General features: G+C 72.7%; 24 protein-coding genes, 1 pseudogene and 1 riboswitch. Of the genes and pseudogenes, 17 read left to right on the plus strand and 8 right to left on the minus strand.

The window, feature by feature from the left end:
* The first annotated feature begins 108 nt into the window (after nucleotides 1-108).
* Nucleotides 109-1,935: a glycoside hydrolase family 15 protein gene (locus tag QRN56_RS04830; protein WP_285101625.1), complete on the plus strand. Its 1,827-nt coding sequence runs from the start codon at nucleotides 109-111 to the stop codon at nucleotides 1,933-1,935.
* Here QRN56_RS04830 and QRN56_RS04835 read toward each other — a convergent pair.
* Nucleotides 1,881-2,660 (minus strand): LLM class F420-dependent oxidoreductase, encoded by a 780-nt coding sequence (locus tag QRN56_RS04835; RefSeq protein WP_285101627.1) that lies wholly within the window; start codon nucleotides 2,658-2,660, stop codon nucleotides 1,881-1,883. The two genes, QRN56_RS04830 and QRN56_RS04835, sit on opposite strands and share 55 nt — an antisense overlap.
* A 64-nt stretch (nucleotides 2,661-2,724) precedes the next feature.
* Nucleotides 2,725-2,817: riboswitch (TPP riboswitch) on the plus strand.
* Here QRN56_RS04835 and QRN56_RS04840 point away from each other — a divergent pair.
* Nucleotides 2,809-3,579 carry a TenA family protein gene (locus QRN56_RS04840; protein ID WP_285101629.1) on the plus strand — a complete coding sequence of 257 codons (771 nt, stop codon included), beginning with the start codon at nucleotides 2,809-2,811 and terminating at the stop codon, nucleotides 3,577-3,579. Its footprint overlaps the riboswitch before it by 9 nt.
* A gap of 92 nt (nucleotides 3,580-3,671) precedes the next feature.
* Nucleotides 3,672-4,103 (plus strand): SRPBCC family protein, encoded by a 432-nt coding sequence (locus QRN56_RS04845; RefSeq protein ID WP_285101631.1) that lies wholly within the window; start codon nucleotides 3,672-3,674, stop codon nucleotides 4,101-4,103.
* Here the strand turns inward: QRN56_RS04845 and QRN56_RS04850 are convergent.
* From QRN56_RS04850 to QRN56_RS04860, 3 genes are all read right to left on the minus strand, one after another.
* A complete protein-coding gene (locus QRN56_RS04850) occupies nucleotides 4,087-4,863 on the minus strand; it encodes a methyltransferase domain-containing protein (RefSeq protein ID WP_285101633.1) in 777 nt (258 codons plus the stop codon). The genes QRN56_RS04845 and QRN56_RS04850 overlap by 17 nt on opposite strands.
* A gap of 99 nt (nucleotides 4,864-4,962) precedes the next feature.
* Nucleotides 4,963-6,372, minus strand: a complete 1,410-nt coding sequence (locus tag QRN56_RS04855) for a family 43 glycosylhydrolase (protein ID WP_285101635.1) — start codon at nucleotides 6,370-6,372, stop codon at nucleotides 4,963-4,965.
* A gap of 359 nt (nucleotides 6,373-6,731) precedes the next feature.
* Complete coding sequence (locus QRN56_RS04860; protein ID WP_285101636.1) at nucleotides 6,732-7,715, minus strand: quinone oxidoreductase family protein; 984 nt, start codon at nucleotides 7,713-7,715, stop codon at nucleotides 6,732-6,734.
* A gap of 103 nt (nucleotides 7,716-7,818) precedes the next feature.
* Here QRN56_RS04860 and QRN56_RS04865 point away from each other — a divergent pair, with 103 nt between their 5' ends.
* The 12 genes from QRN56_RS04865 to QRN56_RS04920 all read left to right on the plus strand — a co-directional run bounded on the left by QRN56_RS04865 (nucleotide 7,819) and on the right by QRN56_RS04920 (nucleotide 19,747).
* A complete protein-coding gene (locus QRN56_RS04865; RefSeq protein WP_285101637.1) occupies nucleotides 7,819-8,916 on the plus strand; it encodes an N-acetyl-gamma-glutamyl-phosphate reductase in 1,098 nt (365 codons plus the stop codon).
* On the plus strand, nucleotides 8,913-10,094 hold the full coding sequence (gene argJ / locus QRN56_RS04870) for a bifunctional glutamate N-acetyltransferase/amino-acid acetyltransferase ArgJ (RefSeq protein ID WP_285101638.1): 1,182 nt from the start codon (nucleotides 8,913-8,915) through the stop codon (nucleotides 10,092-10,094). The genes QRN56_RS04865 and argJ overlap by 4 nt, the downstream gene beginning before the upstream one ends.
* Nucleotides 10,091-11,041, plus strand: a complete 951-nt coding sequence (argB, locus tag QRN56_RS04875) for an acetylglutamate kinase (RefSeq protein ID WP_285101639.1) — start codon at nucleotides 10,091-10,093, stop codon at nucleotides 11,039-11,041. Before argJ ends, argB begins: the two co-directional genes overlap by 4 nt.
* Nucleotides 11,038-12,318 (plus strand): acetylornithine transaminase, encoded by a 1,281-nt coding sequence (locus QRN56_RS04880; protein WP_285101640.1) that lies wholly within the window; start codon nucleotides 11,038-11,040, stop codon nucleotides 12,316-12,318. Before argB ends, QRN56_RS04880 begins: the two co-directional genes overlap by 4 nt.
* Nucleotides 12,315-13,244 (plus strand): ornithine carbamoyltransferase, encoded by a 930-nt coding sequence (gene argF, locus QRN56_RS04885; protein WP_285101641.1) that lies wholly within the window; start codon nucleotides 12,315-12,317, stop codon nucleotides 13,242-13,244. The genes QRN56_RS04880 and argF overlap by 4 nt, the downstream gene beginning before the upstream one ends.
* Entirely contained in the window at nucleotides 13,244-13,762 is a 519-nt protein-coding gene (locus tag QRN56_RS04890) for an arginine repressor (protein WP_285101642.1), read from the plus strand. The genes argF and QRN56_RS04890 overlap by 1 nt, the downstream gene beginning before the upstream one ends.
* 52 nt (nucleotides 13,763-13,814) lie before the next feature.
* Nucleotides 13,815-15,062, plus strand: a complete 1,248-nt coding sequence (locus QRN56_RS04895; protein WP_285101643.1) for an argininosuccinate synthase — start codon at nucleotides 13,815-13,817, stop codon at nucleotides 15,060-15,062.
* Nucleotides 15,059-16,537 carry an argininosuccinate lyase gene (gene argH, locus QRN56_RS04900; RefSeq protein WP_502928748.1) on the plus strand — a complete coding sequence of 493 codons (1,479 nt, stop codon included), beginning with the start codon at nucleotides 15,059-15,061 and terminating at the stop codon, nucleotides 16,535-16,537. The genes QRN56_RS04895 and argH overlap by 4 nt, the downstream gene beginning before the upstream one ends.
* A 106-nt stretch (nucleotides 16,538-16,643) precedes the next feature.
* Nucleotides 16,644-17,195, plus strand: coding sequence for a uridine kinase family protein (locus tag QRN56_RS04905; RefSeq protein WP_285101644.1), 552 nt, complete (start codon nucleotides 16,644-16,646; stop codon nucleotides 17,193-17,195).
* A gap of 40 nt (nucleotides 17,196-17,235) precedes the next feature.
* Nucleotides 17,236-17,913 (plus strand): DNA-3-methyladenine glycosylase, encoded by a 678-nt coding sequence (locus tag QRN56_RS04910; protein WP_285101645.1) that lies wholly within the window; start codon nucleotides 17,236-17,238, stop codon nucleotides 17,911-17,913.
* 62 nt (nucleotides 17,914-17,975) lie between these two features.
* A complete protein-coding gene (locus tag QRN56_RS04915; RefSeq protein WP_020016599.1) occupies nucleotides 17,976-18,338 on the plus strand; it encodes a PadR family transcriptional regulator in 363 nt (120 codons plus the stop codon).
* The gene (locus QRN56_RS04920) at nucleotides 18,338-19,747 is read left to right on the plus strand and encodes a permease prefix domain 1-containing protein (RefSeq protein ID WP_350224553.1); all 1,410 of its coding nucleotides are present in this window, start codon (nucleotides 18,338-18,340) and stop codon (nucleotides 19,745-19,747) included. Before QRN56_RS04915 ends, QRN56_RS04920 begins: the two co-directional genes overlap by 1 nt.
* A 73-nt stretch (nucleotides 19,748-19,820) precedes the next feature.
* On the opposite strand, the gene QRN56_RS04925 is transcribed toward QRN56_RS04920, so the two are convergent.
* The 3 genes from QRN56_RS04925 to QRN56_RS04935 form a co-directional block, all read right to left on the minus strand.
* Nucleotides 19,821-20,798: an ATP-grasp domain-containing protein gene (locus QRN56_RS04925; protein WP_285101647.1), complete on the minus strand. Its 978-nt coding sequence runs from the start codon at nucleotides 20,796-20,798 to the stop codon at nucleotides 19,821-19,823.
* A 57-nt stretch (nucleotides 20,799-20,855) separates the two neighbouring features.
* Nucleotides 20,856-22,178, minus strand: coding sequence for an MFS transporter (locus tag QRN56_RS04930; RefSeq protein ID WP_285101648.1), 1,323 nt, complete (start codon nucleotides 22,176-22,178; stop codon nucleotides 20,856-20,858).
* An 83-nt stretch (nucleotides 22,179-22,261) separates the two neighbouring features.
* Nucleotides 22,262-22,930 carry an alpha-L-fucosidase gene (locus QRN56_RS04935; protein WP_285101649.1) on the minus strand — a complete coding sequence of 223 codons (669 nt, stop codon included), beginning with the start codon at nucleotides 22,928-22,930 and terminating at the stop codon, nucleotides 22,262-22,264.
* Nucleotides 22,931-23,057: 127 nt separating this feature from the next.
* Between QRN56_RS04935 and QRN56_RS04940 the strand changes: the two are divergent.
* Both QRN56_RS04940 and QRN56_RS04945 read left to right on the plus strand, forming a co-directional pair.
* Nucleotides 23,058-23,863: pseudogene (locus tag QRN56_RS04940) on the plus strand (SDR family NAD(P)-dependent oxidoreductase).
* Nucleotides 23,864-23,899: 36 nt separating this feature from the next.
* On the plus strand, nucleotides 23,900-24,751 hold the full coding sequence (locus QRN56_RS04945; protein WP_285101650.1) for a fumarylacetoacetate hydrolase family protein: 852 nt from the start codon (nucleotides 23,900-23,902) through the stop codon (nucleotides 24,749-24,751).
* Between the two features lie 55 nt (nucleotides 24,752-24,806).
* Here the strand turns inward: QRN56_RS04945 and QRN56_RS04950 are convergent, their stop codons facing one another.
* Complete coding sequence (locus QRN56_RS04950) at nucleotides 24,807-25,625, minus strand: hypothetical protein (protein ID WP_285101651.1); 819 nt, start codon at nucleotides 25,623-25,625, stop codon at nucleotides 24,807-24,809.
* Nucleotides 25,626-25,742 lie beyond the last annotated feature (117 nt).

A 25,742-nucleotide genomic window follows, 5' to 3' on the forward strand; every position in this document is an offset into this window, starting at 1 on the left:
CAGACGGACGGGTCACCCCCGTGACCTGTACGTCTGACCCGTCGTGGGAGTGAGGTGGCCGCGTGTCGTGTGCTGTTCACCGGGTCGAGCCGAACCTAGGGTGGTCCCGTGACGCGTCGCATCGAGGACTACGGGATGGTCGGTGATCTCCAGACCGCCGCACTGATCGGCCGGGACGGATCGGTCGACTGGATGTGCCTGCCGAGGTTCGACTCCCCGGCGTGCTTCGCGGAGCTTCTCGGTGACGAGCGGCACGGGTCGTGGCGGCTGGGCCCGACGTCGGGCGGCGACTGCACGAGCCGGCGCTACCGGGACGGCACCCTGATCCTCGAGACGGAGTGGGACCTGCCGGAGGGGCGGGTCCGGGTGATCGACTTGATGCCGCCGCGCGGGGACGAGGCCGACCTGGTCCGGATCGTCGAGGGGGTCAGCGGCAAGGTCGCCATGACCACCGAGCTGCGGCTCCGGTTCGACTACGGGAACATCGTGCCCTGGATCACGCAGGACGGGGACGCGCTGCGCGCCGTGGCGGGCCCGGACTCCGTGCGCATCGACTCGGTGGTCCCGATGGCGCGTGAGGGCGTGAGCGACGGGTCGGTGCTGCGTGCGGAGTTCACCGTGGGACCGGGTGACCGGGTGCCGTTCGTCCTGAACTATCACGCGTCCCACCTGGAGACCCGGGACCCGGTGGAGCCGTACGCGGCCTTGCGCGACAGCGAGGACTTCTGGCACTCCTGGCTCGAGGGCTGCAGCTACACGGGGCAGTGGCCCGACGCCGTGCACCGCTCGCTGATCACGCTGAAGGCCCTCACCTACGCCCCGACGGGTGCGATCGCGGCGGCAGCCACGACGTCGCTGCCCGAGCAGCTCGGCGGCACCCGCAACTGGGACTACCGGTACTGCTGGCTGCGCGACGCCGGTCTCACGCTGCAGGCCCTGATCGGCACGGGCTTCATCGACGAGGCGCGCGAGTGGCGGGCGTGGCTCCTGCGGGCCGTGGCCGGCGACCCGGCGGACCTGCAGATCATGTACGGGCTCGACGGGCGGCGCCGGCTGCCGGAGTACACGCTCGACTGGCTGCCCGGCTTCGAGGGGTCCGCGCCGGTGCGGATCGGCAACGACGCGGCAGGTCAGCTCCAGATCGACGTGTGGGGCGAGACGCTGGACGCCCTGCACCACGCGCGCGAGGCGGGGCTGGAGCAGGACCAGGACGTGTGGCGGCTGCAGCGGGCCCTGCTGGAGCACCTCGAGGAGCACTGGGACGACCTCGACAACGGGCTCTGGGAGGTGCGCGGTCCGCGCCGCGCGTTCGTGCACTCGCGCGTCATGGCCTGGGCGGGCTTCGACCGGGCCGTCCGCGCCGTCGAGAAGTACGGCCTGGTCGACGAACCCGTCGAGCGCTGGCGCGCCGTGCGCGACCGGATCCACGACGACGTGTGCACCCACGGGTTCGACGCCGAGCGGAACACGTTCACGCAGTTCTACGGCTCGGACGGGCTCGACGCCGCGCTGCTGCTGATCGGCCAGGTCGGCTTCCTGTCCTGGGACGACCCCCGCGTCGTCGGCACCGTGGACGCCGTGCAGCGCGAGCTCGGCCAGGACGGGCTGCTGCGGCGCTACCACAACGAGGCCGACGACCAGGTGGACGGCCTGCCCGGCGCCGAGGCGACGTTCCTGGTGTGCAACTTCTGGCTGGTCGACGCGCTGCACGGCATCGGCCGGGTCGACGAGTCGGTCGCCCTGTTCGAACGGCTGCTCGCCGTGCGCAACGACCTGGGCCTGCTCAGCGAGGAGTACGACCCGGCCACCGGCCGGCACCTCGGCAACACACCCCAGGCGTTCAGCCACCTGGGTCTGGTGAACAGCGCGCTGCGGCTGGGTCAGCCCCGCGAGTCGCGCCAGGCGACCCAGTCCGTGACGGTCGACAGGTCGTAGTCCGGGCCGGTCACCCCGACGGTGAACAGCGTGGCCCCGGCCGCCACGAGGGCCTCGCCCTCCTGAGCGGGCGAGCCCTGCGCCTGCACCGAGCGCTCGACCAGTGCGGCGGTGTCCCGCCCGACGGCGGCACCGTGCTCGTCGAGGATCGCGGACTTGCTCGTCAGGGTCGGCACATCGCCGAACGCGTGCCAGATGTCGGCGTGCTCGGCCACGATCCGCAGCGTCTTGCGCACCCCGCCGCCGCCGATCAGGATCGGGATCTCGCGCGAGGGCGCCGGGTTGCCGGCCGCCAGCCGGGCCTTGATACGCGGCATCGCGTCGGCCAGGCTCGCGATGCGTGAACCCGCCGTGCCGAACTCGTAGCCGAACTGGTCGTAGTCCTTCTCGAACCAGCCGGCGCCCAGGCCCAGGATCAGCCGCCCGCCCGAGATGTGGTCGACCGTGCGTGCCATGTCCGCCAGCAGGTCGGGGTTGCGGTAGCCGATGCCGGTCACGAGCGCGCCGATCTCCACGCGCTCGGTCTGCTCCGCCCACGCGCCGAGCATGGTCCAGCACTCGAAGTGCTTGCCGTCGGGGTTGCCCCGCAGCGGGAAGAAGTGGTCCCAGTTGAAGATGATGTCGACGCCGGCGTCCTCGGCGCGGAGCACCGCGTCACGCAGGGCGGAGTAGTCGGCGTGCTGGGGCTGGAGCTGGACACCGATGCGGATCGGGCGGTCTGTCATGGCGGCAGCCTACGACTGGTCCGATCCGGCAGCCTACGGCCCGCCCGATCCGGTAGCCTCTGCCGCACGTGACACGGGGTGCCCTGCCAGGGCTGAGACCACACCCGTCGAACCTGATCCAGATCATGCTGGCGAAGGGATGTCCATCGTGACTTCTTCTGCTGTCCCCGTTTCCGCCGAGACCCCGGCCGGCGTCGCCGAGCCGGCCCGCCGCGGCGCCGTCCGCCCCTTCACCGAGGAGGCCTGGGAACGCATCGCGGGCTGGCGCGACGCCGTCGAGCACATGCCGTTCGTCCGGGCGCTCGGGGACGGCTCGCTGCCCGCCGAGTCCTTCGCGTTCTACCTCGCCCAGGACGCCGCCTACCTGCGCGAGTACTCGCGCATCCTGGCGCGGGCCGCGCAGGTGGCGCCCGACCCGGCCGCGCAGGGCTTCCTCGCGCGGTCGTCCGTGACGGCCCTGGAGGTCGAGACGGCGCTGCACCGCGACTGGCTGGGCGCCCACGCCGGGCTGGCGGCCAGCGAGGTCGCCGCGATCGAGCCGTCCCCCGTGACCGCGGCGTACACGGGCCACCTGCACGCCGCGGCGTCGGGCAGCTACGCCGAGACGGTCGCCGCGCTCCTGCCGTGCTTCTGGCTCTACGCGCACGTCGGGAGCGTGCTCGTGGACCTGGCCGGACGCCGCCCCGGCGGCCTGGCGGGGCACCCGTACGGGGCCTGGATCGGCACCTACGGCGACGAGGCCTTCCAGGAGTCGACCCGGCAGGCCCGCCGTCTGGCCGACGACGCGGCCCGCTGGGTCTCCCCGGACGAGCGCGAGCGCATGCTGCGGGCGTTCGAGATCTCGTCGGTGCATGAGTACCTCTTCTTCGAGCAGGGCCTGACCGCCCCGACCTGGCCGACGCCGCCCGTCCGCGCCTGAGGCGTGTCGGTCGGGCGCGAGATCGTGTCCCGAGGTCGAGACTAGGGGGTGACGCCGGCCGCCGGCGTCACCCCTCCAGGACAGGAGCACCGATGCCGAGCTACAGCACCTCCGCCGAGATCGACGCCTCGCCCGAGGCCGTCTGGGCGGTCTTGTCCGACGTCGAGCACATGCCCGACTGGACGTCGTCCATGACGTCGGTCGAGATCATCGACGGGCCCAACCCGCCGGACGTCGGCACGCAGGTGCGGATCGAGCAGCCCAGGCTGCCGCTCGCGATCTGGCTGATGGACGAGTGGGACCCGCCGCGCCACTTCGCGTGGATCAGCGAGGCGCCGGGCCTGACCACGCAGGCGGAGCACCTGGTCGAGCCCCTGCCCGACGGCCGCTCCCGCGTGACGCTCGCGATCACGCAGACCGGTTCCCTGGCCTGGCTGTTCGGCAACCTGGTGCGGGGCCGCACGCGGCGGTACGTCGACACCGAGCTGGCCGGGCTCGAGGCCCGCGTCACCCAGCGGGGCTGACGGCGTCCCGGGTGGCCACCGCGAACACCCGGCGGAACGCCAGCGGCGTGCCGCGCTCGAGCTCGGGGTAGGCCTCCCGGAGCGCCGCGCCGAACTCCTCCTCGAACCTGGCGCGCAGGGCCGGGTCCTTCGCCTCCAGCGCCTGGAGCGTGGGCTGCGCGCCGGTCGCCGAGATCCAGCGCAGCACCGGGTCCGGTCCGTGCAGGACGTGCGTGTAGGTGGTCTCCCACGCGTCGACGGTCCAGCCCGGCCGGGCCAGGAGCTCCAGGTACTCGGCCGGGTCGGCGGTGGCCCGCCGCTCGACCGGCCCGACGACGTCGGCGTACGGCGCGCGGGCGGCGACCTCACGCAGGAGCCGGTGGCTGGGCGCGTCGTGGTTGCCCGGCACCTGGAACGCGAAGGTCTGCGTGGCGCGGTCGGCGAGCGTGGTGAGGAGCTCGCGGTGCCCCGGGACCCACTGGAGCGCCGCGTTGCTGATGACGAGGTCGGCGGTGTGCTCGTCCGTGCTGAGGTCGGCCAGCACGTACTCGGTGCCCGGGTCGGCGGCGCGGGCCCGGTCGATCATGGCGGGGGAGGCGTCCACCCCGGTGACGTGCGCCTCGGGCCAGCGTGCGCGGAGCACGGGGGTGAGATGGCCCGGACCGCACCCGAGGTCGACGATCGTGGCGGGCGTGCCCGGCACCCGGGCGACCAGCTCCGTGAACGGGCGGGACCGCTCGTCCGTGTACTGCAGGTAGGCACCGGGGTTCCAGTCGGCCATCACAACTCCTCGCCGTCGAGTATCTTGATGTCAAGATACATCACGACGGGCCGGGCCGCGGCGTCCGCCCGGGCTCACGACGGGCGGACGCCGTCCGCGCTACGCGACCTCGATGTAGTCCAGCTCCGTGAACGCCGTCCCCTTGCCCAGCCGGACGGTGTTCCAGCCGGCTTGCAGCGTGATGTCCTTGCTGGACTGCTGCCAGTTGTCCCAGCCGGTGATCGGGTAGCTGATGGACCCGGCCGACGCCCCGTTGACCGTGACCGTGTGCGACGCCGTCACGGCCGAGCCGTTGGCGTAACCCACGTGCAGCGTGTAGCTGCCGGACGTCGGCACGTAGACCGAGCCGACGTCGACCCAGCTGTCGGCGTGGTCGATGTAGGCGGCGACCTTGCCGTCGGACGCGCCGGCCGCGTTCTCGCGGACCGTGCAGTTGTTCAGGGTGCCGCGCTCGGCCTCGTAGCGCACCCGGCTGCCGCGCACCACCGGGTTCGAGTTCGCCCAGCCGAGGTCGGCGACGTACATGCCGCGGCCGCCCGCGTCCCGGTGGCCGTGGAAGATCAGCTTGTCGCCCCCGGCGTCCCGCAGCACGTCGGCGCCGCCTGGTCCGGACACCGCGCCGTCGAGCGAGTCGGTGGTCATCAGGAACCGGAACGCCTTGGTGTACGGGCCGGTGATCGAGCTGGCCACCGCGTAGTTGGTGCCGTACGAGTTGGTGCTGTACGGGCCCGCCGAGTAGAACAGCACGTACGTGCCGCCCACCTTGGTCACGACCGGCGCCTCGATGATGCCGGCCTCGTCGGCCCGGTCGTTGCGCAGCACCTGGGTGGCGCCGCCCTGGAAGGTGAGGCCGTCCGCGGCCACGCGCTGCACGTGGATCCAGGTGGTGGCGCCGATGGCGTTGCCGTCGTTCTTCCACAGGATGTACCGGGTGCCGTCGGTGTCGACGAAGCTGGACGCGTCGATCGCGCCGCCCGCCTCCAGCGGGCAGATGAGCGGCTCGCTGCCGACGGGCGCGAACGGGCCGCCGGGGGAGTCGGCCAGCGCCGCGCCGATGCACTGCCGCCCGGACGCGGTGTGCCACGCCGTGTAGTAGAGGACGTACTTGCCGTCGGCGCGCTGCGAGACGTCGGGCGCCCAGGTGCGTCCGGTCTTGGCCCACGCGCCGAGGGTCGGCAGGGCGTCGGCGGACTGGAAGGTCCACGGCCCGTCCGGGTCGGGCGCGGTGGCCCAGGGCAGGTTCTTGCCCTGGTTGGTGGCGTACGCGTAGTAGGTGTTCCCGAACTTCGACACGTCGGGGTCGGGGAAGTCGCGGTCGAGCACGAGGCTCGGCCGCACCGTCGTCCGGACGGAGACGTCACCGGCGGGCGCGCCGTCCGCGGGGGCGGCGGCGGTGGCGCCGTCGTCCGCGGGCGTGGCGGCGGCCGAGCTGGTGGTGAGGGCGCCGAGCGCCAGTGCGGCGACGGCGGCCCCGGCGGCCAGGGCGCGGGAGAAGCGAGGAAGTACCACGTTGAACCTCCGAGCTGGAACGAACCGGACGGGTGAATTGTCGCTACCGCGCGGATCGGTGTAAAGGCCTGGGTGCGCGCAGGGGCGAAAAGGATCCAACGTTAAACCGATCCGATGCCCAACTGCTTGCACCGATCGCCCGGCCCTGTCGGCTCTGTCGGTCCCGGCGGCGTCGGCAGCCTGCGTCGCGAACTCGGCAGCTTGCGTCGCGAGCTCGGTAGTTGGCACTGAGATCGGCACAGGCCTGTGCCGATCTCAGTGCCAACTACCGATGACGCGGGCTATGTGCCGACTCGGCGGCAACTGCCGAATACGACGTCACGCCACCTGCCAGCAGCACCCCGTACCGCGCCCACCACTCAGGGGACCAGCAGCACCTTGCCCGTCGTGGCCCGGGACTCCAGCGCCTGGTGCGCCTCGCCGGCCTCGGCGAGCGGGTAGGTCGCCCCGATGCGCACGTCCAGGTCGCCAGACGCCGCGGACGACAGCACCTCCGACGTGCGCCACTCCAGCTCCCCGCGCGTGAGGGTGTAGTGCGCGATGGTGGGCCGCGTCAGGAACAGCGAGCCACCCCGGTTGAGGCGCTGCGGGTCGAACGGCGGCACCTGGCCCGACGACCCGCCGAACAGCACGAGCATGCCGCGGGGGCGCAGCGAGGCGAGCGACGCCTCGAAGGTGGTCCGGCCCACGCCGTCGTACACCACGTGCATGCCCTGGCCGTCGGTCAGCTCGCGCACGAGCGCGGGCAGCTCGGCCGTGATGTCGTCCATCGCGGCGTAGTCGATGGTGTGCGCCGCGCCGGCCGCGGCGGACAGCGCCGCCTTCTCCGGGGTGGAGACCGTGGTCACCACCCGCCCGCCGCGCGCCACGGCGAGCTGGGTCGCCAGCAGGCCCACGCCGCCCGCGCCCGCGTGCAGCAGCACGTCGTGCCCGGGCTGCACCTCGAACGTGGACCGCACCAGGTAGTGCGCGGTGATGCCCTGCAGGGGGAGTGCGGCGGCCGTGGTCAGGTCGAGCCCGGCCGGTACGTGCACGACGCCGGAGGCGTTGACGGCGACGAGCTCCGCGTACGAGCCGGGCCCGTCGTGCCAGGCCACCCGGTCGCCGACGGCGAAACCGGTGACGCCATCGCCCACCGCCTCCACGGTGCCCGCGCCCTCGGCGCCCACCACGTGCGGGTACTCCATCGGGTACACGCCCGCGCGGCGGTAGGTGTCGATGAAGTTCACGCCCGCGGCCGCGACGCGGAGCAGGAGCTGCCCCGGTCCGGGTGCCGGGTCGGGGAGCTCGGTGTACGACAGGACCTCGGGGCCGCCCGCCTCACGGGCTACGACTGCGCGCATGGGCCGAGCCTACGTCGCGTGCGGCGGGGCCCGAGGGCGGCCCCGCCCGGCGTCGTCGGGCACCGGTTTCGCCCCGGCTGCATAACTATGTACACTACCGAATATGTCCAGCAGCCAGCTCATCCGAGTCGCCGTCGCGGGCGCTTCCGGCTACGCGGGCGGAGAGGTCCTGCGCCTCCTCGCGGCCCATCCCTTCGTCGAGATCGGCACGCTCACCGCGCACGCGAGCGCGGGGTCGAGCCTCGGCGAGGTCCAGCCGCACCTGCGCGGCCTCGCGCACCGCATCCTGGAGCCCACCACGCCCGACACGCTCGCCGGCCACGACGTCGTGGTGCTCGGCCTGCCGCACGGCGCGTCGGGCCAGATCGCGGCCCAGCTCCCGGACGACGTCCTGGTCATCGACCTGGGCGCCGACCACCGGCTGGAGTCGGCGAGCGACTGGGAGCAGTTCTACGGTTCGACGCACGCCGGGACCTGGCCGTACGGGATGCCCGAGCTGATCCACGCCGAGGCGCCCGGTGCCGATGTGACCGGCGCCGACCTGAGCAGGGCCGCCCGCCAGCGCGACAAGCTGCCCGGCGCGCGCCGGATCGCCGTGCCCGGCTGCAACGTCACGGCGGTGACGCTGGGCCTGCAGCCCGGTGTCGCTGCGGGCGTGGTCGAGGCCACCGACATCGTGGCCGTGCTGGCCAACGGCTACTCGGGCGCGGGCAAGGCGCTCAAGCCGCACCTCCTGGCGAGCGAGGCGCTCGGTTCGGCCCAGCCGTACGGCGTGGGCGGTACGCACCGGCACATCCCGGAGATCCAGCAGAACCTGCGGGCCGCCGGCGCGCCGGAGGTGGGCATCAGCTTCACGCCCACGCTCGTACCGATGGCTCGCGGCATCCTCGCGACCGCGACCGCCAGGCTGGCGCAGGGCGCGGACCCGGAGCAGGTCCGCGCCGCGTGGGAGGCCGCCTACGCCGACGAACCGTTCGTGCACCTGCTGCCGGAGGGCCAGTGGCCCAGCACGGCGATGACGCTCGGCGCCAACACGGCGCTCGTGCAGGTGGCCGTCGACGCGGCCGCGCGCCGGGTCGTCACGGTCACGGCCATCGACAACCTGGTCAAGGGGACCGCGGGCGCCGCGGTCCAGTCCATGAACCTCGCCCTCGGCCTGCGGGAGACCGCCGGCCTCATCACCGAAGGAGTCGCCCCGTGAGCGTCACCGCGGCACAAGGATTCCGGGCGTCCGGCGTCACCGCCGGCCTCAAGGCCTCCGGCAGGCCGGACCTGGCGCTGGTCGTCAACGACGGTCCCGAGTTCGCCGCCGCCGCGGTGTTCACGAGCAACCGCGTGGTCGGCGCGCCGGTGATGTGGTCGCGCCAGGCGGTGAAGGACGGCGCCGCCCGCGCTGTCGTGCTCAACTCCGGCGGGGCGAACGTGTGCACCGGACCGGGCGGGTTCCAGGACGCGCACGCCACCGCGGAGAAGGTCGCCGGGGAGCTCGGCATCGGCGCGATCGACGTGCTGGTGGCCTCCACCGGCCTGATCGGCGTGCGGCTCGCCGCGGACAAGCTGCTCGCGGGCGTTCCCGTGGCGGTCGGGGGGCTCGCCGCGGATGACGCCGCGGGCCAGGCTGCCGCCACCGCGATCATGACCACCGACACCGTGGCCAAGACGGCGGTGCGCACCGTCGAGACGCCGGCGGGCACCTTCACGGTGGGCGGCATGGCCAAGGGCGCGGGCATGCTCGCCCCCGCCCTGGCGACGATGCTGTGCGTGGTGACCACGGACGCCGTCGTCCCGGCGGCGGACGCGGACGCCGCCCTGCGGGCCGCCACGCGCGTCACCTTCGACCGCGTCGACTCCGACGGCGCCATGTCCACCTCGGACACCGTGGTGCTCATGGCGTCGGGCGCCTCGGGCGTGCCGGCCGACCTGGACGCGCTCACCGAGGCCGTCACCGCGATCTGCGCCGACCTCGCGCGGCAGCTCGTGGCCGACGCCGAGGGCGCGTCCCACGACATCGCGATCACCGTCACCAACGCGACCACCGAGGACGCCGCGCTGGCCGTGGCCCGCGCCGTGAGCCGGTCCAACCTGGTCAAGGCCGCCGTGTTCGGCAACGACCCGAACTGGGGCCGCATCCTGTCCCAGGTCGGCACCGTGCCCGAGGACGTCGCGCCGTTCGACCCGGCCGAGCTCGACGTGAGCGTCAACGGCGTCATGGTCTGCAAGGCCGGCGGCGCCCACGAACCGCCGGAGAAGGTCGACATGGCCGCGGCCCGCGAGGTCACGTTCACCATCGACCTGCACGCAGGCGACGCCGAGGTCACGCTGTGGACCAACGACCTGACGCACGACTACGTCCACGAGAACAGCGCGTACAGCACATGAGCAGCGACATCGTGAACGGGCTGCGGCCCGACCAGAAGGCCGAGGTGCTCGTCGAGGCGCTGCCCTGGCTGCAGGAGTTCTCCGGCGCGCTCGTGGTGGTCAAGTACGGCGGCAACGCCATGATCGACGCCGAGCTCAAGGCCGCCTTCGCGCAGGACATGGTGTTCCTGCGGCAGGTGGGGCTGCGGCCCGTCGTGGTGCACGGCGGGGGACCGCAGATCAACGCCATGCTCGACCGGCTCGGCATCGAGTCGGAGTTCAAGGGCGGCCTGCGCGTCACCACGCCGGAGGCCATGGAGATCGTCCGCATGGTCCTGACCGGCCAGGTCAGCCGGGAGCTGGTGGGCCTGATCAACGCCCACGGCCCCGTCGCCGTGGGCCTGTCGGGGGAGGACGGTGGCCTGCTCGGTGCCCAGCGCCGGCACGCGATCGTCGAGGGCGTGCCCGTCGACGTCGGCCTCGTGGGCGACGTCGTCCAGGTGGACCCGCGCGCCGTGGAGGACCTGCTGGAGGCCGGGCGCATCCCCGTGGTCTCCACGATCGCGCCCGACAAGGACGACCCGACCCAGGTGCTCAACGTCAACGCGGACACCGCGGCGTCGGCGCTCGCGGTGGCGCTCGGCGCCAAGAAGCTCATCGTGCTGACCGACGTCGAGGGCCTCTACACGAACTGGCCCGACAAGGGCTCGCTCGTCGAGCGGATCACGGCGCCCGAGCTGGCCGAGCTGCTGCCCACCCTCCAGGCGGGGATGGTGCCCAAGATGGAGGCGTGCCTGCGCGCCGTCGAGGGCGGCGTGGGCGCCGCGACGGTCATCGACGGACGGCAGCCGCACAGCGCGCTGCTGGAGGTCTTCACGACGCGGGGCAACGGCACGATGGTGGTCGCGGGGCCCGCACCGGCCGAGGACGCCGAGGCCTTCGAGGCCCAGGAAGGAACGGACGCATGAGCACGGTGATCCCGGCCGACGAGAGCGCGGCCCTGACGGCCGACGGCTCCGTCGCAGCGTGGACCCAGCGGTACTCGGGCGCGGTGATGGACACGTTCGGCCCGCCGCAGCGTGTGCTGGTGCGCGGCGAGGGCGCCTACGTCTGGGACGCCGACGGCAAGCGCTACCTCGACCTGCTCGCGGGCATCGCGGTGAACGCGCTGGGCCACGCGCACCCGACGCTGACGGCGGCGATCAGCGCCCAGCTCGGCACGCTCGGGCACGTCTCCAACTTCTTCGGCACCCCGGCCCAGATCGCGCTCGCCGAGACGCTGCTGCGCGTGGCCGAGGCGCCGGAGGGCTCGCGCGTGTTCCTCACCAACTCGGGCACCGAGGCGGTCGAGGCGGCGTTCAAGATGACGCGCCGGGTCGCGACGTCGTCGGGCGTGGGTACCCGCACGCGCGTGCTCGCCCTGGAGGGCGGGTTCCACGGCCGGTCGATGGGCGCGCTCGCGCTGACCGCGAAGGCCGCGTACCGCGAGCCGTTCGAGCCGCTCCCGGGCGGCGTCGAGCACCTGCCGTTCGGCGACCTCGCCGCCCTGGAGGCCGCGTTCACGCCGCAGTCCGTCGCCGAGCACGGCGAGGTCGCGGCGCTGGTGGTCGAGCCCGTGCAGGGCGAGGCCGGCGTGCGGCCCCTGCCGCCGGGCTACCTCGCTGCCGCCCGCCGCCTGACCCGAGCGCACGGCGCGCTGCTCGTGCTGGACGAGGTCCAGACGGGCGTCGGCCGGTGCGGTTCGTGGTTCGCCTACCAGCAGCCGGAGATCGGCGGCGGCATCGTGCCCGACGTCGTCACGGTCGCCAAGGGCCTCGGCGGCGGCTTCCCCGTCGGCGCGGTCATCGCGTACGGCGAGGCGGCGCGCCTGCTGGGCCGCGGCCAGCACGGCAGCACGTTCGGCGGCAACCCCGTGGCGTCGGCCGCGGCGCTCGCGACGCTCGGCGTGATCGAGCGCGACGGCCTGCTGACCAACGTGCGCGAGGTCGGGGCCCTGCTGCGCCAGGAGATCGAGATGTGCGGCAGCCCGCTCGTCAAGGAGGTCCGCGGCCGCGGGCTGCTGCTCGCCGTCGTGCTCAACGAGCCGGTGGCACCCCAGGTGGCCACCGCCGCCCTGGAGGCCGGACTGATCGTCAACGCGGTGGCGCCGGACGCGATCCGGCTCGCCCCGCCGCTCATCCTGACCGCGGAGCAGGCCACGGAGGCCGCCCGCTTCTTCGCTTCCCTTCCGGAGGATCTCGCATGACCCGCCACTTCCTGCGCGACGACGACCTGACGCCCGCCGAGCAGAAGGCCGTCCTGGAGCTCGGCCTCGCCCTGCGCGCCGACCGGTACGCCAGGCGCCCGCTGGAGGGTCCGCGCGCCGTCGCGTTCATCACCGACAAGCCGACGCTGCGCACCCAGGTGTCGTTCGCGGCCGGGATCGCCGAGCTCGGCGGGTTCCCGCTCGTGGTGGACGGCCGGCTCGCCCAGATCGGCGTGCGCGAGTCCGTCGTGGACACCACGCGCGTGCTCGACCGGCAGGTGTCCGCGATCGCGTGGCGCACGTTCGGCCAGGACCGCATCGAGGAGATGGCGTCCGTCTCGCGCGTGCCGGTGGTCAACGCCCTCACCGACGACTTCCACCCCTGCCAGATCCTCGCGGACCTGCTCACGGTGGCGCAGCACCGGGGGCTGGGCAGCCTGCCCGGCACCACGTTCGCCTACGTGGGCGACGCCGCGAACAACATGGGCAACTCCTACCTGCTGGGCGGCGCGACGGCCGGCCTGCACGTGCGGATCGCCGGCCCGGAGGGCTACCTGCCCGACGCCGCCGTGGTCGCCCGGGCGGCCGAGATCGCCGCGACCACGGGCGGCTCGGTGACCGTGACGACGTCGGCCAAGGAGGCCGTGGCCGGGGCGGACGTCGTGGCCACCGACACCTGGGTGTCGATGGGCGACGAGGCCGAGGCCGAGGAGCGGGCCAAGCCGTTCTGGGACTACCAGGTGAACGCGGAGCTGCTCGCGGGCGCCGCCCCGGACGCGCTCGTGCTGCACTGCCTGCCGGCCTACCGCGGCAAGGAGATCACCGCCGACGTCATCGACGGGCCGCGGTCCGTGGTCTTCGACGAGGCCGAGAACCGCCTGCACGCGCAGAAGGCGCTGCTGGCCTGGCTGCTGGAGCAGGGCTGATGGTCACCCGGCAGCCGGCGACGACGGCGACCACCGCGACCACGAAGGCGGCCCGGCACGCCCGGATCACCGCGATCGTCACGCGCAACGCGATCCACTCGCAGGCCGAGCTGGCCGATGCCCTGGCGGCCGACGGCGTGAGCGTCACGCAGGGCACGCTGTCGCGCGACCTGATCGAGCTGCAGGCCGAGAAGGTGCGCGGCTCGGACGGCACGCTCGTCTACGCGGTCCCCGGCGAGGGTGGGGACCGCAGCGCCCAGTCCGACGCGAGCGAGGAGTACCTGTCCGCGCGGCTGGCCCGGCTCGCCAAGGAGCTGCTGGTCTCGGCCGAGTCGTCGGGCAACCTCGTGGTGCTCCGCACCCCGCCGGGGGCGGCCAACCTGCTGGCCTCGGCCATCGACCACTCCGTCTTCCCCGGGATGCTGGGGACCATCGCGGGGGACGACACGATCCTCGTGATCGCGCGCGACGCCGACGGCGCCGCCCTCGCGGGCCGCTTCCTCGCGCTCAGCGCCTGAGAACCCACCAGAATTGCACCTGAACACCACCACCGGAAAGAGAACGTCAATCATGACTGAACGCGTCGTGCTCGCCTACTCGGGCGGCCTGGACACCTCCGTCGCCATCGGCTGGATCGCCGAGGCCACCGGGGCCGAGGTGGTCGCCGTGGCCGTCGACGTCGGCCAGGGCGGCGAGGACATGAACGTCATCCGCCAGCGCGCGCTGGACTGCGGCGCCGTCGAGGCGTACGTCGCCGACGCGCGCGACGAGTTCGCCGCCGAGTACTGCATGCCCGCGCTGCGGGCCAACGGCATGTACCTCGACCGCTACCCGCTGGTCTCCGCCATCTCGCGCCCCGTGATCGTCAAGCACATGGTGCGCGCCGCACGCGAGTTCGGTGCCTCGACCGTGGCCCACGGCTGCACCGGCAAGGGCAACGACCAGGTCCGCTTCGAGGTGGCCACCACGTCGCTCGCGCCCGACCTCAAGTCGATCGCCCCGGTGCGCGACCTCGCGCTGACCCGCGAGAAGGCCATCGACTACGCGGAGAAGCACGACCTGCCGATCGCGACCACCAAGAAGAACCCGTTCTCGATCGACCAGAACGTGTGGGGCCGCGCCGTCGAGACGGGCTTCCTCGAGGACATCTGGAACGAGCCCACCAAGGACGTCTACTCCTACACGGACGACCCGACGTTCCCGCCGGTGGCCGACGAGGTCATCCTCACGTTCGAGCAGGGCATCCCCGTGGCGATCGACGGCGTGCCGGTCACCCCGCTGCAGGCCATCCAGGAGATGAACCGCCGCGCGGGCGCCCAGGGCGTCGGCCGCATCGACATCGTCGAGGACCGGCTCGTGGGCATCAAGTCCCGCGAGATCTACGAGGCCCCCGGTGCGATCGCGCTGATCGCGGCCCACCAGGAGCTGGAGAACGTCACGCTCGAGCGCGAGCAGGCCCGGTTCAAGCGCCAGGTCGAGCAGCGCTGGAGTGAGCTGGTCTACGACGGCATGTGGTTCTCGCCGCTGAAGAAGTCGCTGGACGTCTTCGTGGACGACACCCAGAAGTACGTCTCGGGCGACATCCGCATGGTGCTGCACGGCGGCCGCGCCACCGTGACCGGGCGCCGCTCGGAGCAGTCGCTGTACGACTTCAACCTCGCCACCTACGACGAGGGCGACGCGTTCGACCAGTCGCAGGCCCGCGGCTTCATCGAGATCTACGGCCTCACGGCCAAGCTCGCCGCCGCGCGCGACGAGAAGTTCGGCAACGGCGTGGACCTCGGTTCCCAGGCGAACCTGACGGCGGGCGCGCTGTGAGCGAGCGCGACGGCAAGGACGTCTCCGCCCGGCCGTCGGCGACGGTGGGGGAACACACCGGACCGAAGGTCGCCCTCTGGGGCGGCCGGTTCGCCGGCGGGCCGTCGCCGGAGCTGTCCGCGCTGTCGCAGTCGACGCACTTCGACTGGCGGCTCGCGCAGTACGACATCGCCGGGTCGCGGGCGCACGCCCGCGCCCTGGCGACCGCCGGCCTGCTCACCGAGCCGGAGCTCGCGCGCATGATCGACGCGCTGGACGTGCTGGAGCAGGACGTCGTCTCGGGTGCCTTCCTGCCGGTGCTCGACGACGAGGACGTGCACACCGCGCTGGAGCGCGGCCTGCTGGAGCGCGCCGGGGACGAGCTGGGCGGCAAGCTGCGCGCCGGCCGGTCCCGCAACGACCAGATCGCCACGCTGGTGCGGCTGTACCTGCGCGACCAGGCCCGCACCGTGGGCACGCAGGTGCTCGACCTCGTGGACGAGCTCATCGTCCAGGCGGGCGCGGCCGGGAACGCCCCCATGCCGGGGCGCACCCACCTGCAGCACGCCCAGCCGGTCCTGCTGGCGCACCACCTCCTGGCGCACGCGTGGCCGCTGCTGCGCGACGTGGACCGGTTCCTCGACTGGGACGTGCGCGCATCGAAGTCGCCCTACGGGTCGGGCGCGCTCGCGGGATCCTCGCTGGGCCTGGACCCGGCGGCCGTGGCCGCCGACCTGGGCCTGGAGGGCGGGCCGGTCGAGAACTCGATCGACGGCACGGCCTCGCGCGACGTGGCGGCCGAGTTCGCCTTCGTCGCCGCGATGATCGCGGTGGACCTGTCGCGGATCGCGGAGGAGGTCATCCTCTGGAACACCAAGGAGTTCGGGTTCGTCCGGCTGGACGACGCGTACTCCACGGGCTCGTCGATCATGCCGCAGAAGAAGAACCCGGACATCGCCGAGCTCGCGCGCGGCAAGGCCGGGCGCGTGATCGGTGACCTCACCGGCCTGCTCACCACGCTCAAGGGCCTGCCGCTCGCGTACAACCGCGACCTGCAGGAGGACAAGGAGCCGGTGTTCGACCAGGTGGCGACGCTCACGGCGGTGCTGCCCGCGTTCACGGGCATGGTGCGCACCATGGTGTTCGACACCGACCGCATGGCCGAGCTCGCGCCGCAGGGCTTCTCGCTCGCGACCGACATCGCCGAGTGGCTCGTCAAGCAGGGCGTGCCGTTCCGGGTGGCGCACGAGGTCGCGGGCTCCTGCGTGCAGGAGTGCGAGGCGCGCGGCATCGAGCTGTGGGACCTGTCCGACGAGGACCTGGCCAAGATCTCGGAGCACCTCACCCCCGAGGTGCGCTCCGTGCTGTCCGTCGAGGGTTCGCTCGCCTCGCGCGACAACGTGGGCGGCACCGCCCCGGCACGGGTCGCGGAGCAGATCGAGGCGGCCAAGGAGCGGGCCACGGAGTTCCGCTTCTGGGCCCAGCCGGAGTCCTGACGACGCCGGTCCCGCGCCGGCGCGGGTCGTCTACCCGGCGATCGTGCCCGGATCTCACGTGGATTCCGGGCACAATCGCTGGGTAGACCTTTCCGAGGGGAGTGGGATGACCGTCACGCCAGGGGTGCTGGGTGAGGTGCTGGGGCGGATCCGGGTGGTCGACGCGCGTCTGGTGTGCGTCGACGGGCCCGCCGGGTCGGGCAAGACGACCCTGGCCGCGCAGCTCGGGGACGCGCTGGAGGCCCCGGTGATCCACATGGACGACCTCTACGAGGGCTGGGCGGCCGGCCCCGACGGCGGCGCCGAGAACCTGCGCCGCTGGGTCCTGGACCCGCTGGCCGCGGGGGAGCAGGTGCGCTACCGGCGTTACGACTGGGTCGAGGGCGACTGGGCCGAGTGGCACGACGTCCCGCCGTCGGCCCACCTGGTGGTGGAGGGCTGCGGCGCGGGCGCGCGCCAGGTGGACGCCCTGGGCGCGTTCCGCATCTGGGTCCAGGCCGACGACGCCGAGCGGCTGCGCCGCGGCCTGGCGCGCGACGGCGAGGAGGCGCGCGAGCACTGGCTGCGCTGGATGGCCGACGAGGCCGAGCACTACGCGCGCGAGCGCACCCGCGAGCGGGCCGACCTCCACGTGGACGGCGTCGGCGCGCTGATCTGATGGAGCGGACGACCCAGGAGCGAACCCGAGTGACGCACCCATGACCGTGCCGGCCCGCCCGTTCTTCGACCGCCCCGTGGTCGACGTCGCGCGCGACCTGCTCGGCGCCACCCTGACGCGCCGCACGCCCCAGGGTGCCGTGACCCTGCGGTTGACCGAGGTCGAGGCCTACGACGGGACGAACGACCCCGGCTCCCACGCCTTCCGCGGCCCGAGCCGGCGCAACGAGACGATGTTCGGCGAGCCCGGGCGGCTCTACGTGTACCGGCACCTGGGCCTGCACTACTGTGCGAACGTGGTCTGCGGCCCGGACGGGACGGCGTCCGCGGTGCTGCTGCGGGCCGGCGAGGTGACAGGTCCCGGGCCCGACGGCGTCGCACTGGCGACGACAAGGCGCCTCGCCTCCGGCGTCGTGCGCGCCGAGCGCGACCTGGCGCGCGGCCCCGCCCGCCTCACGGTCGCGCTCGGCCTCGACCTGGCCGACGACGGCGCCGACGTCACCGACCCGGAGGGTGCGGTGGTGCTGGAGGTGCCCGAGGCGCCGTCGGGCAGCGTGCTGTCCGGGCCGCGCGTGGGCGTGAGCGGCGACGGCGGCCGCGCCGACCTGTACCCGTGGCGCTTCTGGCTCGACGGCGAGCCGACGGTGTCGGTCTACCGCCCAGCGACGAAACGCCCCGCCGCGAACCGGCCCACGACGCAACGCCCCGCGCGAACCTAGTTCTCCTATGCCTAGTGCTGCTAGGGTAGGCATCCCTAGCAGCACTAGGCATAGGAGTGCAGGTGCACATCGACAAGGATCTGGTCGCGGCGTCCGCCACGCCGCTCGTCCTCGGCATCCTGGCCGACGGCGAGTCGTACGGCTACGCGATCCTCAAGCGCGTCAACGAGCTCTCCGGCGGCCGCATGGAGTGGACCGACGGCATGCTCTACCCCCTGCTCCACCGGCTGGAGCGACTGGAGTACGTCAAGGCCACGTGGGGCACGTCCGACGTCGGGCGGCGGCGCAAGCACTACGCGATCACCGCGTCGGGCAAGGAGGCGCTCGCGGAGCGCCGTCAGCAGTGGGCGGTCGTCTCCGACGCCCTCAAGCAGGTCTGGCAGGACGTCCAGCCCGGCCCCGCGGTCGCGGAGGGGTGGGCCTGATGAGCGAACAGAACGCGAACGACGCCGGACCCGCCCAGCAGACGGAGCCCGCCGAGCACGTCGTGCTCGAGGAGCAGATCGACCTGTGGCGCGGCTACGTCCAGCGCCGTCGGGCGATCTCGGCGGCCGACGTCGACGAGATGGAGGACCACCTGCGCGGCCAGGTCAGCGACCTGACCGCGAGCGGGCTGGAGGACGAGGAGGCCTTCCTCGTGGCGGTCAAGCGCATGGGCAACCTCGACGAGGTGTCCCGCGAGTTCGCTCGCGAGCACTCCGACCGGCTCTGGAAGCAGCTCGTGCTGGTCCCCGAGGACCCGGGCGACGGCGGACGCTGGCGCGAGCTGGCCGTCGTCCTGGCCCTCGCGGTCGGCGCGGGGATCGTGCTCAAGGTCCTGCTCGCCGCCACGACCGGCAACGAGCTGGTGCTCGTGCGCAACGCCGTCTTCGCCGTCCTGCCGTTCCTGGCGGGCTACTTCGTGTGGAAGCGGCACGTCCCGTGGCGGGTGAGCGCCCTGCTGGTCGCGGTCACGACGGCGCTGGCGCTCGTGGTCAACCTCTACCCGTTCGAGCCGGGGGAGTTCGACGCACCCGGCATGACCGAGTTCCTCGCGATCACCCACACGCCCGTGGTGCTCTGGCTGCTCCTGGGCGTCGTGTACGCGGGCGGGGCGTGGCGGTCGAGCGCGCGCCGCATGGACTTCGTCCGGTTCACCGGCGAGCTCATCATCTACCTCGCGCTCATCGCGCTCGGCGGCGGGCTGCTCATCGGGCTCACCTTCGGCTCGCTCAGCCTGGTCGGAGTGGACTTCGAGCCCTTCCTCGGCGACTGGCTCCTGCCGTTCGCCCTGCCCGGCGCGCTCCTGGTCGGCGCGTGGCTGGTGGAGGCCAAGAAGAACGTCGTCGAGAACATCGCCCCGGTGCTGACCCGGGTGTTCACGCCCCTGACGATCGTCATGCTCGTCGCGATCTTCGTGGTGCTGCTCGTCAACGGACCGCTCACCGCGGTGGACCGGGACCTGCTCATCCTCATGGACGCGATCCTCGTGCTGGTCTTGTTCCTGCTGCTGTACTCGATCTCGGCACGTGACCCGCTCGCGCCGCCCGGGATCTTCGACTGGCTGCAGCTCGTCCTGGTCGGGGCGGCGCTCGCGGTGGACGCCGTGGCGCTGACCGCGATGCTCACCCGCATCGCCGAGTTCGGCTTCACCGCCAACAAGGTCGCGGCGCTCGGGCTCAACCTCGTGCTGCTGGTCCACCTCGCGTGGGCGGCGTGGCTGGCGACCGGATTCGTCCGCGGGCAGCGCGCCTTCGGCGCGATCGAGCGCTGGCAGACCCAGTACCTGCCGGTCTACGCCGTCTGGGCCGCGATCGTGGTGGTGACGTTCGGCCCGATCTTCGGCTTCGCCTGACCACCCTTCGTTGAGTGCTGGATCTTCGCCCTTTTTCGTGTGCCAGAAGGGCGAAGATCCAGCACTCACCGGGTTACGCCGGGTAGGTCTCGCGCAGCACCTTCGCGAGGTGGCGGACGATCTCGCGGGGGCCCGACTTCGCCGTGCCCCGCTCGACGTCGCTGTTGTAGTTCGTGTTGGTGTTCACGTCGTACGTCAGCACCCGGCCGTCGGCCGTCCGGATGTTCTCGATGCCCGCCACCTCGATGCCGTGCCGTTCGGTGAACGCGAGGTACCTGTCCACGACCGGGTCGTCGTAGCCCTCGCGTTCGGAGAACAGGCCCCAGTCGTCGTCGGGCGCCATGGAGATGGTCGCGCCGACCGGTGGGATCGGGCGGCCCGTCTCCGGGTCGATGACGCACGCGTCGGCGGGGCAGAGCTGGAACCCGCCGCGCTCGGTGTCACCGCGGACGGCGTACACCATCTCGCCACCCACGATCTCGACGCGCGTGATGCCGCCGTCGGCCGCCACGACGTACTCCTGGATCAGCATGATGCCGTCCACGGGCTCCTCGTACTCGTCGGACCCGACGTAGTCGGCGAGGTTCTCGAACGAGTCGAACTTGCGCACGCCCAGGCCCTTGCCGCCCTGGTTGTGCTTGGTGACGAACGGCGTGGGGAAGCCCTGTGCCGCCTTGAGCACCTGGTCGCGCCCGACGGCGGCCACGGTGCGCGGCGTGTCGATCCCCGCGGCGCGCAGAGCGGTGAGCTGGTCCACCTTGCTGACCTCGAGCTCCAGCACGCGGCGGCCGTTGACCGTGCGGCGTCCGTACGCCTCCAGCCAGGACAGCACCGCGCGCGAGTAGTCCTTGGTCAGGCCGTGGTCGCGCGTGTGGCTGCTCGCCGAGATGCGCGACCAGAAGATGCCCTCGGGCGGCGCCTCGTCCAGGTCCAGGACGCCGTCGGTCAGCACCCACTCGACGTAGTCGACGCCCTCGGCCGCGAAGGCCTCGGCGAACGGGGGGAACCACTCGGGGTTCTCGTGCAGGGCATAGATCTTCGGGGCGCTCACAGGAACCTTCCGCACGCGTGGCTGACGGCTATGGGACCCATCAATACTTTCACGCCGTCAGCGCAGGCCGGCTGTGTCCTGTGGCACATCCGACGCTCCCTGCTCCGGCGCGGCGGCAGCATCCTCCGGCGTCGCGGCAGGTGCCTCGGGCGCCGCGTCGACCTGCGCGAGCGAGCGCCGCGCCCCGGGGAACGCGAGGATCGCGCCCAGCACCGCCACCAGCAGCACGCCGGCGAGGATCAGCAGCGACTCCACGGAGAACTGGTCGGCCAGCGGCCCGAACACCACCATGGACAGCGGCATCGCCACGGTCATCACGATCCCGACGAAGCCGAAGACCCGGCCCTGCATCTCGGGTTCCACGCGCTCCTGGATGATCGTCAGCGCCGGTGTGTTGAGCGCCGCGAACATCACGCCGATCACGAGCCCGATCGTGAAGAACACCCACATGTTCGTGGACACGCCCAGCCCGGCGACCAGCACGCCCGTGGCGATCACCGATCCGACCATGAGGCGCACCCGGCGCGTGATCCTGGGCCCCACCGTGGCCATGATGATGCCGCCCAGCAGCATGCCGCCGCCCCAGAACAGCTCGTTGGCGGTCAGCTTCCACACCTCGTCGCCGAACGTGCGGGTGACCATGAGCGGGGTGAGGTAGCTGGGCGCGCCCACCAGGAACATCACCAGCGCGAACAGCGTGATGAGCCAGCGCACCGGCGCGTTCGCCCGGATGTACCGCACGCCGGCGGCGAGGTCGCCGAAGTAGCTGACGGGCTCGCCGGCGTCGGACCGCACCAGGCGCGGCACCGCGACCAGCGCGAGCATCCCGACGCCGAGCAGGGCGGTCACCACGTCCACGAAGAAGACGGTGACGATGTCGAACGAGGCGTAGATGACGGCCGCCAGGGCAGGGGCGAGCAGCATCATGCCCGACTGGATGGACTGGAAGATGCCGTTGACGCGCATGAGCTGGTCGGCTGGTGCGATCTGCGGGATCATCGCGCTGACCGCCGGCGTCTGGATGCCCGCGAAGACGGAGCGCACGGCCAGCGCCGCGTAGATGACCCAGAGCGAGTCGACGCCGCTGACCATGAGCAGCGCGAGCCCGAGGGTCGCCAGGGCGATGACGGTGTCCGAGCCCATGATCAGGAACTTGCGGTGGTGCCGGTCCGCCCAGACGCCGCCGAAGATCGACACGAACGCCTGCGGCAGCATGCCGAACACGATGCTCAGCATGAGCACCGACCCGGACCGCGTCTCGATGGTCAGGTGCCACATCACCGCGTACATGACCACCATCGACCCGAACAGGGAGATGGTCTGGCCGGCGAGGAACAGCCCGACGTTGCGCTTCCAGCGGGGCATGTCGACATCGCTCATGGCTCAACCCTGCCTGACGCCGCAGCGGTTCGCCGATGGTTTTTCGTTTCCATGCCACGTCCGACGACGCGGCGCCACCGAACTCATCGCAGGAACAGCTCGACCACCGGCACGGCGACGTCGGGCCGCGCCGTGGGCAGGTGCAGCGTGAGGGTGCCGGGCGGCTGCCCGCCGGGCGTGGTGTTCCACGCCTTCTGGTCCGGGTCGGCGCGGGTGGCACGCAGCTCGGAGCCGTCGTGCAGGAGCTGTGCGTACCGGACCCGGTCGGCCAGCCCGCGCAGGTGCACGTGCGCGAACGGCCACGCGAACAGGTGCAGGTACAGCCGGTCGGCCCGCTGCGTGAGCACGACGCCGGGCGGCAGCCCTGGCGCGAGAGCCTCGGCCCGCACGGCCTCTGCCAGCTCCCCGACCAGGTCGCGGCCGCGCGTGCGCGCGATGGTGTAGTCGCTCACGGCGGAGTCCCACAGGGCGAAGCCGTCGTGGTGCTTGGTGGTCAGCACCACGTACCGCATCCCGGCGTCCTTGGCGGCGCGGGCGATCGCGCGGGCGTCGAACAGGTCGGGATCGAACACCTCGGCGTAGCGCGCGTAGTGCTCGGCGGTCTGCCGCTCGTTGTTCAGCACCCACTCGTGCCGGGCGGCGGCCGAGTAGAGCCCGACGTGCACGAACAGGCCGAACCTGGCCTCGGTGAACCAGGCCCGGCCGGGTGCGACGGTGGGGCGGGCTGGACCGGCTGGGACATGGCGGAGCACTCCTCGTCGAGTGGATGGTTCCGGAGCGGGGGAGAGGTATGACGTATCGCTCCGAGCGGGTCCCTCCTATCGGGTCCGATGGGTGATCTGCCCCTTCGGTTCCGGCCGGATCGGTGCTATAGATTGGATGAATCGCCATCGCAGCCGCTTCCCAGGAGGAGTACCCGTGACCACATCCCTTGAGTTCGACGGCGTCCGCGCCATCGTCACGGGAGGGCGTCCGGCATCGGCGCCGCCGTCGTGACCGCCCTGCTGCGGCGCGGCGCCCAGGTCGTCTCGATCGACCGCGCGTCCGACGGCGTGCCCGAGGGCGCCCACGGCGAGGTCGCCGACGTGACCGACGACGCCGGCGTCCGCGCCGCGGTCGAGGCCGCCGCCCAGCGACTGGGCGGCATCGACGTCGTCGTCAACAACGCCGGCATCGGCGCCCAGGGCACCGTCGCCGACAACGACGACGCCGAGTGGCTGCGCGTGCTGGACGTGAACGTGCTCGGCATCGTGCGCGTCACCCGCGCCGCGCTGCCGTACCTGCGCGAGTCCGAGCACGCCGCGGTGGTCAACACGGCGTCGATCGCCTCGTGGACCGGGCTGCCGCAGCGCGCCCTGTACTCCGCCAGCAAGGGCGCCGTGCAGGCCCTCACGCTCGCGATGGCCGCCGACCACGTGCGCGAGGGCATCCGTGTGACCTGCGTGAACCCCGGCACCGTTGACACGCCCTGGGTGGGCCGCCTGCTCGACGCCGCCGCGGACCCCGACGCCGAGCGCGCCGCCCTCGAGGCGCGTCAGCCCACCGGCCGCCTCGTGAGCCCCGAGGCCGTCGCCCACGCCGTCTGCTACCTCGCCAGCCCGCTCGCCACCGCGACCACGGGCACGGCGCTCGCGGTCGACGGCGGCATGCACGAGCTGCGCGTCCGCCCGCCCGAGCAGTCCTGAACGTGACCGCCCACCCGATCCGAGAACGAGGACACGATGCACCTGCTCCGCCTGGGCCCCGCCGGCCAGGAGATCCCCGCCGTCACCTCTGACGGCGTCACCTACGACCTGCGCCCGCTGACCGCCGACGTCGACGGCGCGTTCCTCGCCGCCGACGGCGTGGCGCGCACCCGGACCGCCCTGGCCGCGGGGGAGCTGCCCGTGCTCGACGGCGCCGACGCGCTGCGCCGCGGGGCGCCGATCGCGCGGCCCGCCGCCGTCGTCTGCATCGGGCAGAACTACGCCGCGCACGCGCGCGAGTCCGGCGCGGAGCCGCCGCTCCTGCCGATCATCTTCTTCAAGCACCCCAACACCGTGGCCGGGCCGGACGACGCCGTGCCGCTGCCGCCCGGCGCCGAGAAGGTGGACTGGGAGGTGGAGCTGGCGGTCGTGATCGGCCGGCGCGCGAGCTACCTGCCGTCCGTCGAGGCCGCGCGCGAGCACGTCGCGGGCTACACCGTGGTGGACGACGTCAGCGAGCGGGCGTGGCAGCTCGACGACTCCCTGGGCCAGTGGTCCAAGGGCAAGTGCGGCCCGGGGTTCCTGCCCACCGGCCCGGCGCTCGTGCCGGCCGACGAGGTGGACCCGGGCGGGCTGCGGCTGCGCTCCTTCGTGAACGGGGAGCCGCGGCAGGACTCGTCGACGGCCGACATGATCTTCGACGTCGCCGCGATCGTGCACCACCTGTCGCAGTACATGGCGCTGGAGCCGGGCGACCTGATCTGCACGGGCACGCCCGAGGGCGTCGCCCTCTCGGGACGCTTCCCGTACCTGCGGGACGGCGACGAGGTCACCCTGGAGATCGAGAGCCTGGGCCGGCAGACCCACACCTTCACCTCCCTCTCCTAGCAGGACGTGTCAGACGCTCAGATCCCTCCAGGGATCTGAGCGTCTGACACATCGGTCAGAAGATGCTCATCTCGCCCGCCGGGCCCTGGCGGTAGGCCGTGAAGTAGCCCGGGGCCGCCAGCGGGTTGTTCGCCGTGTCGTCGAGGTAGCGCCACACCGGCTCGCCGTCCACGCGCAGCACCACGCGGATGCCGCCCGCGACGTCCACGGCGCCGAAGGTGACCTCGTGCGTCGAGTTCGGCTCGATCATCGTGTTGGGGAAGACGTCGATCATGAAGACGTCGATCTGGAGGATGTCGTCGCGGGCCGACGTCTCGATCACACGGTCGAGCACGGCCTGCTCGGTCACGGGGGAGAAGCCGTCGTAGGGCAGCTCCTTGCCGCCGGAGATCGTGGCGGTCTCGCCCGGGTAGGAGCGGTAGGTGACGGGCGCGGCGGCGGTACCCGAGTCCTCGGCGCCGAGGGTGAACGACGCCGAGCGCTCGTACGTGCCCTCCCGCAGGTAGACGGTCACGCCGTCGGCCGGGAGGTTGCCGGCCGTCCGGAGCGCGCGGATGGCGTCACGCGCCGCCTCCAGCGTGGCCAGGGGTGTGGTCCTCGTACCGGCGGCGCCGTCGTCGCCGTCCGGGGCGAGGTAGATCGTGCCCTGCGCGCCCGGCGCGTGCGGGCCCTTGCCGGGCTTGCCGGGCTTGCCCGGCTTGCCGTGGCCCTTCCCGGGGCGCTTGTCGTTCCCCTTGTCGGTGGTGGTGGTGGCTGACGCGTGCTGGGCCCCGGTCTGCTGCGGGGCGGCCGTGGCGGCCGGGCCGGTGGTAGTCGCGCCGACGACGCACGTGGCGACGGCGGCGGCGAGCAGGGCTGACAGATGTCGCTTCATTGCGAGTGCTCCGACCTCTTCGGTGATGGTCACGGACTGCGGGTCGTCCTCGACCCGCGGCTGGCAGCGGGAGCGATGCCCGGTACCGTCGGACCCGTTCGTCACACGAGGGAGTGC

It is taken from the genome of Promicromonospora sp. MEB111, assembly GCF_030209445.1.
Lineage (GTDB): Bacteria > Actinomycetota > Actinomycetes > Actinomycetales > Cellulomonadaceae > Promicromonospora.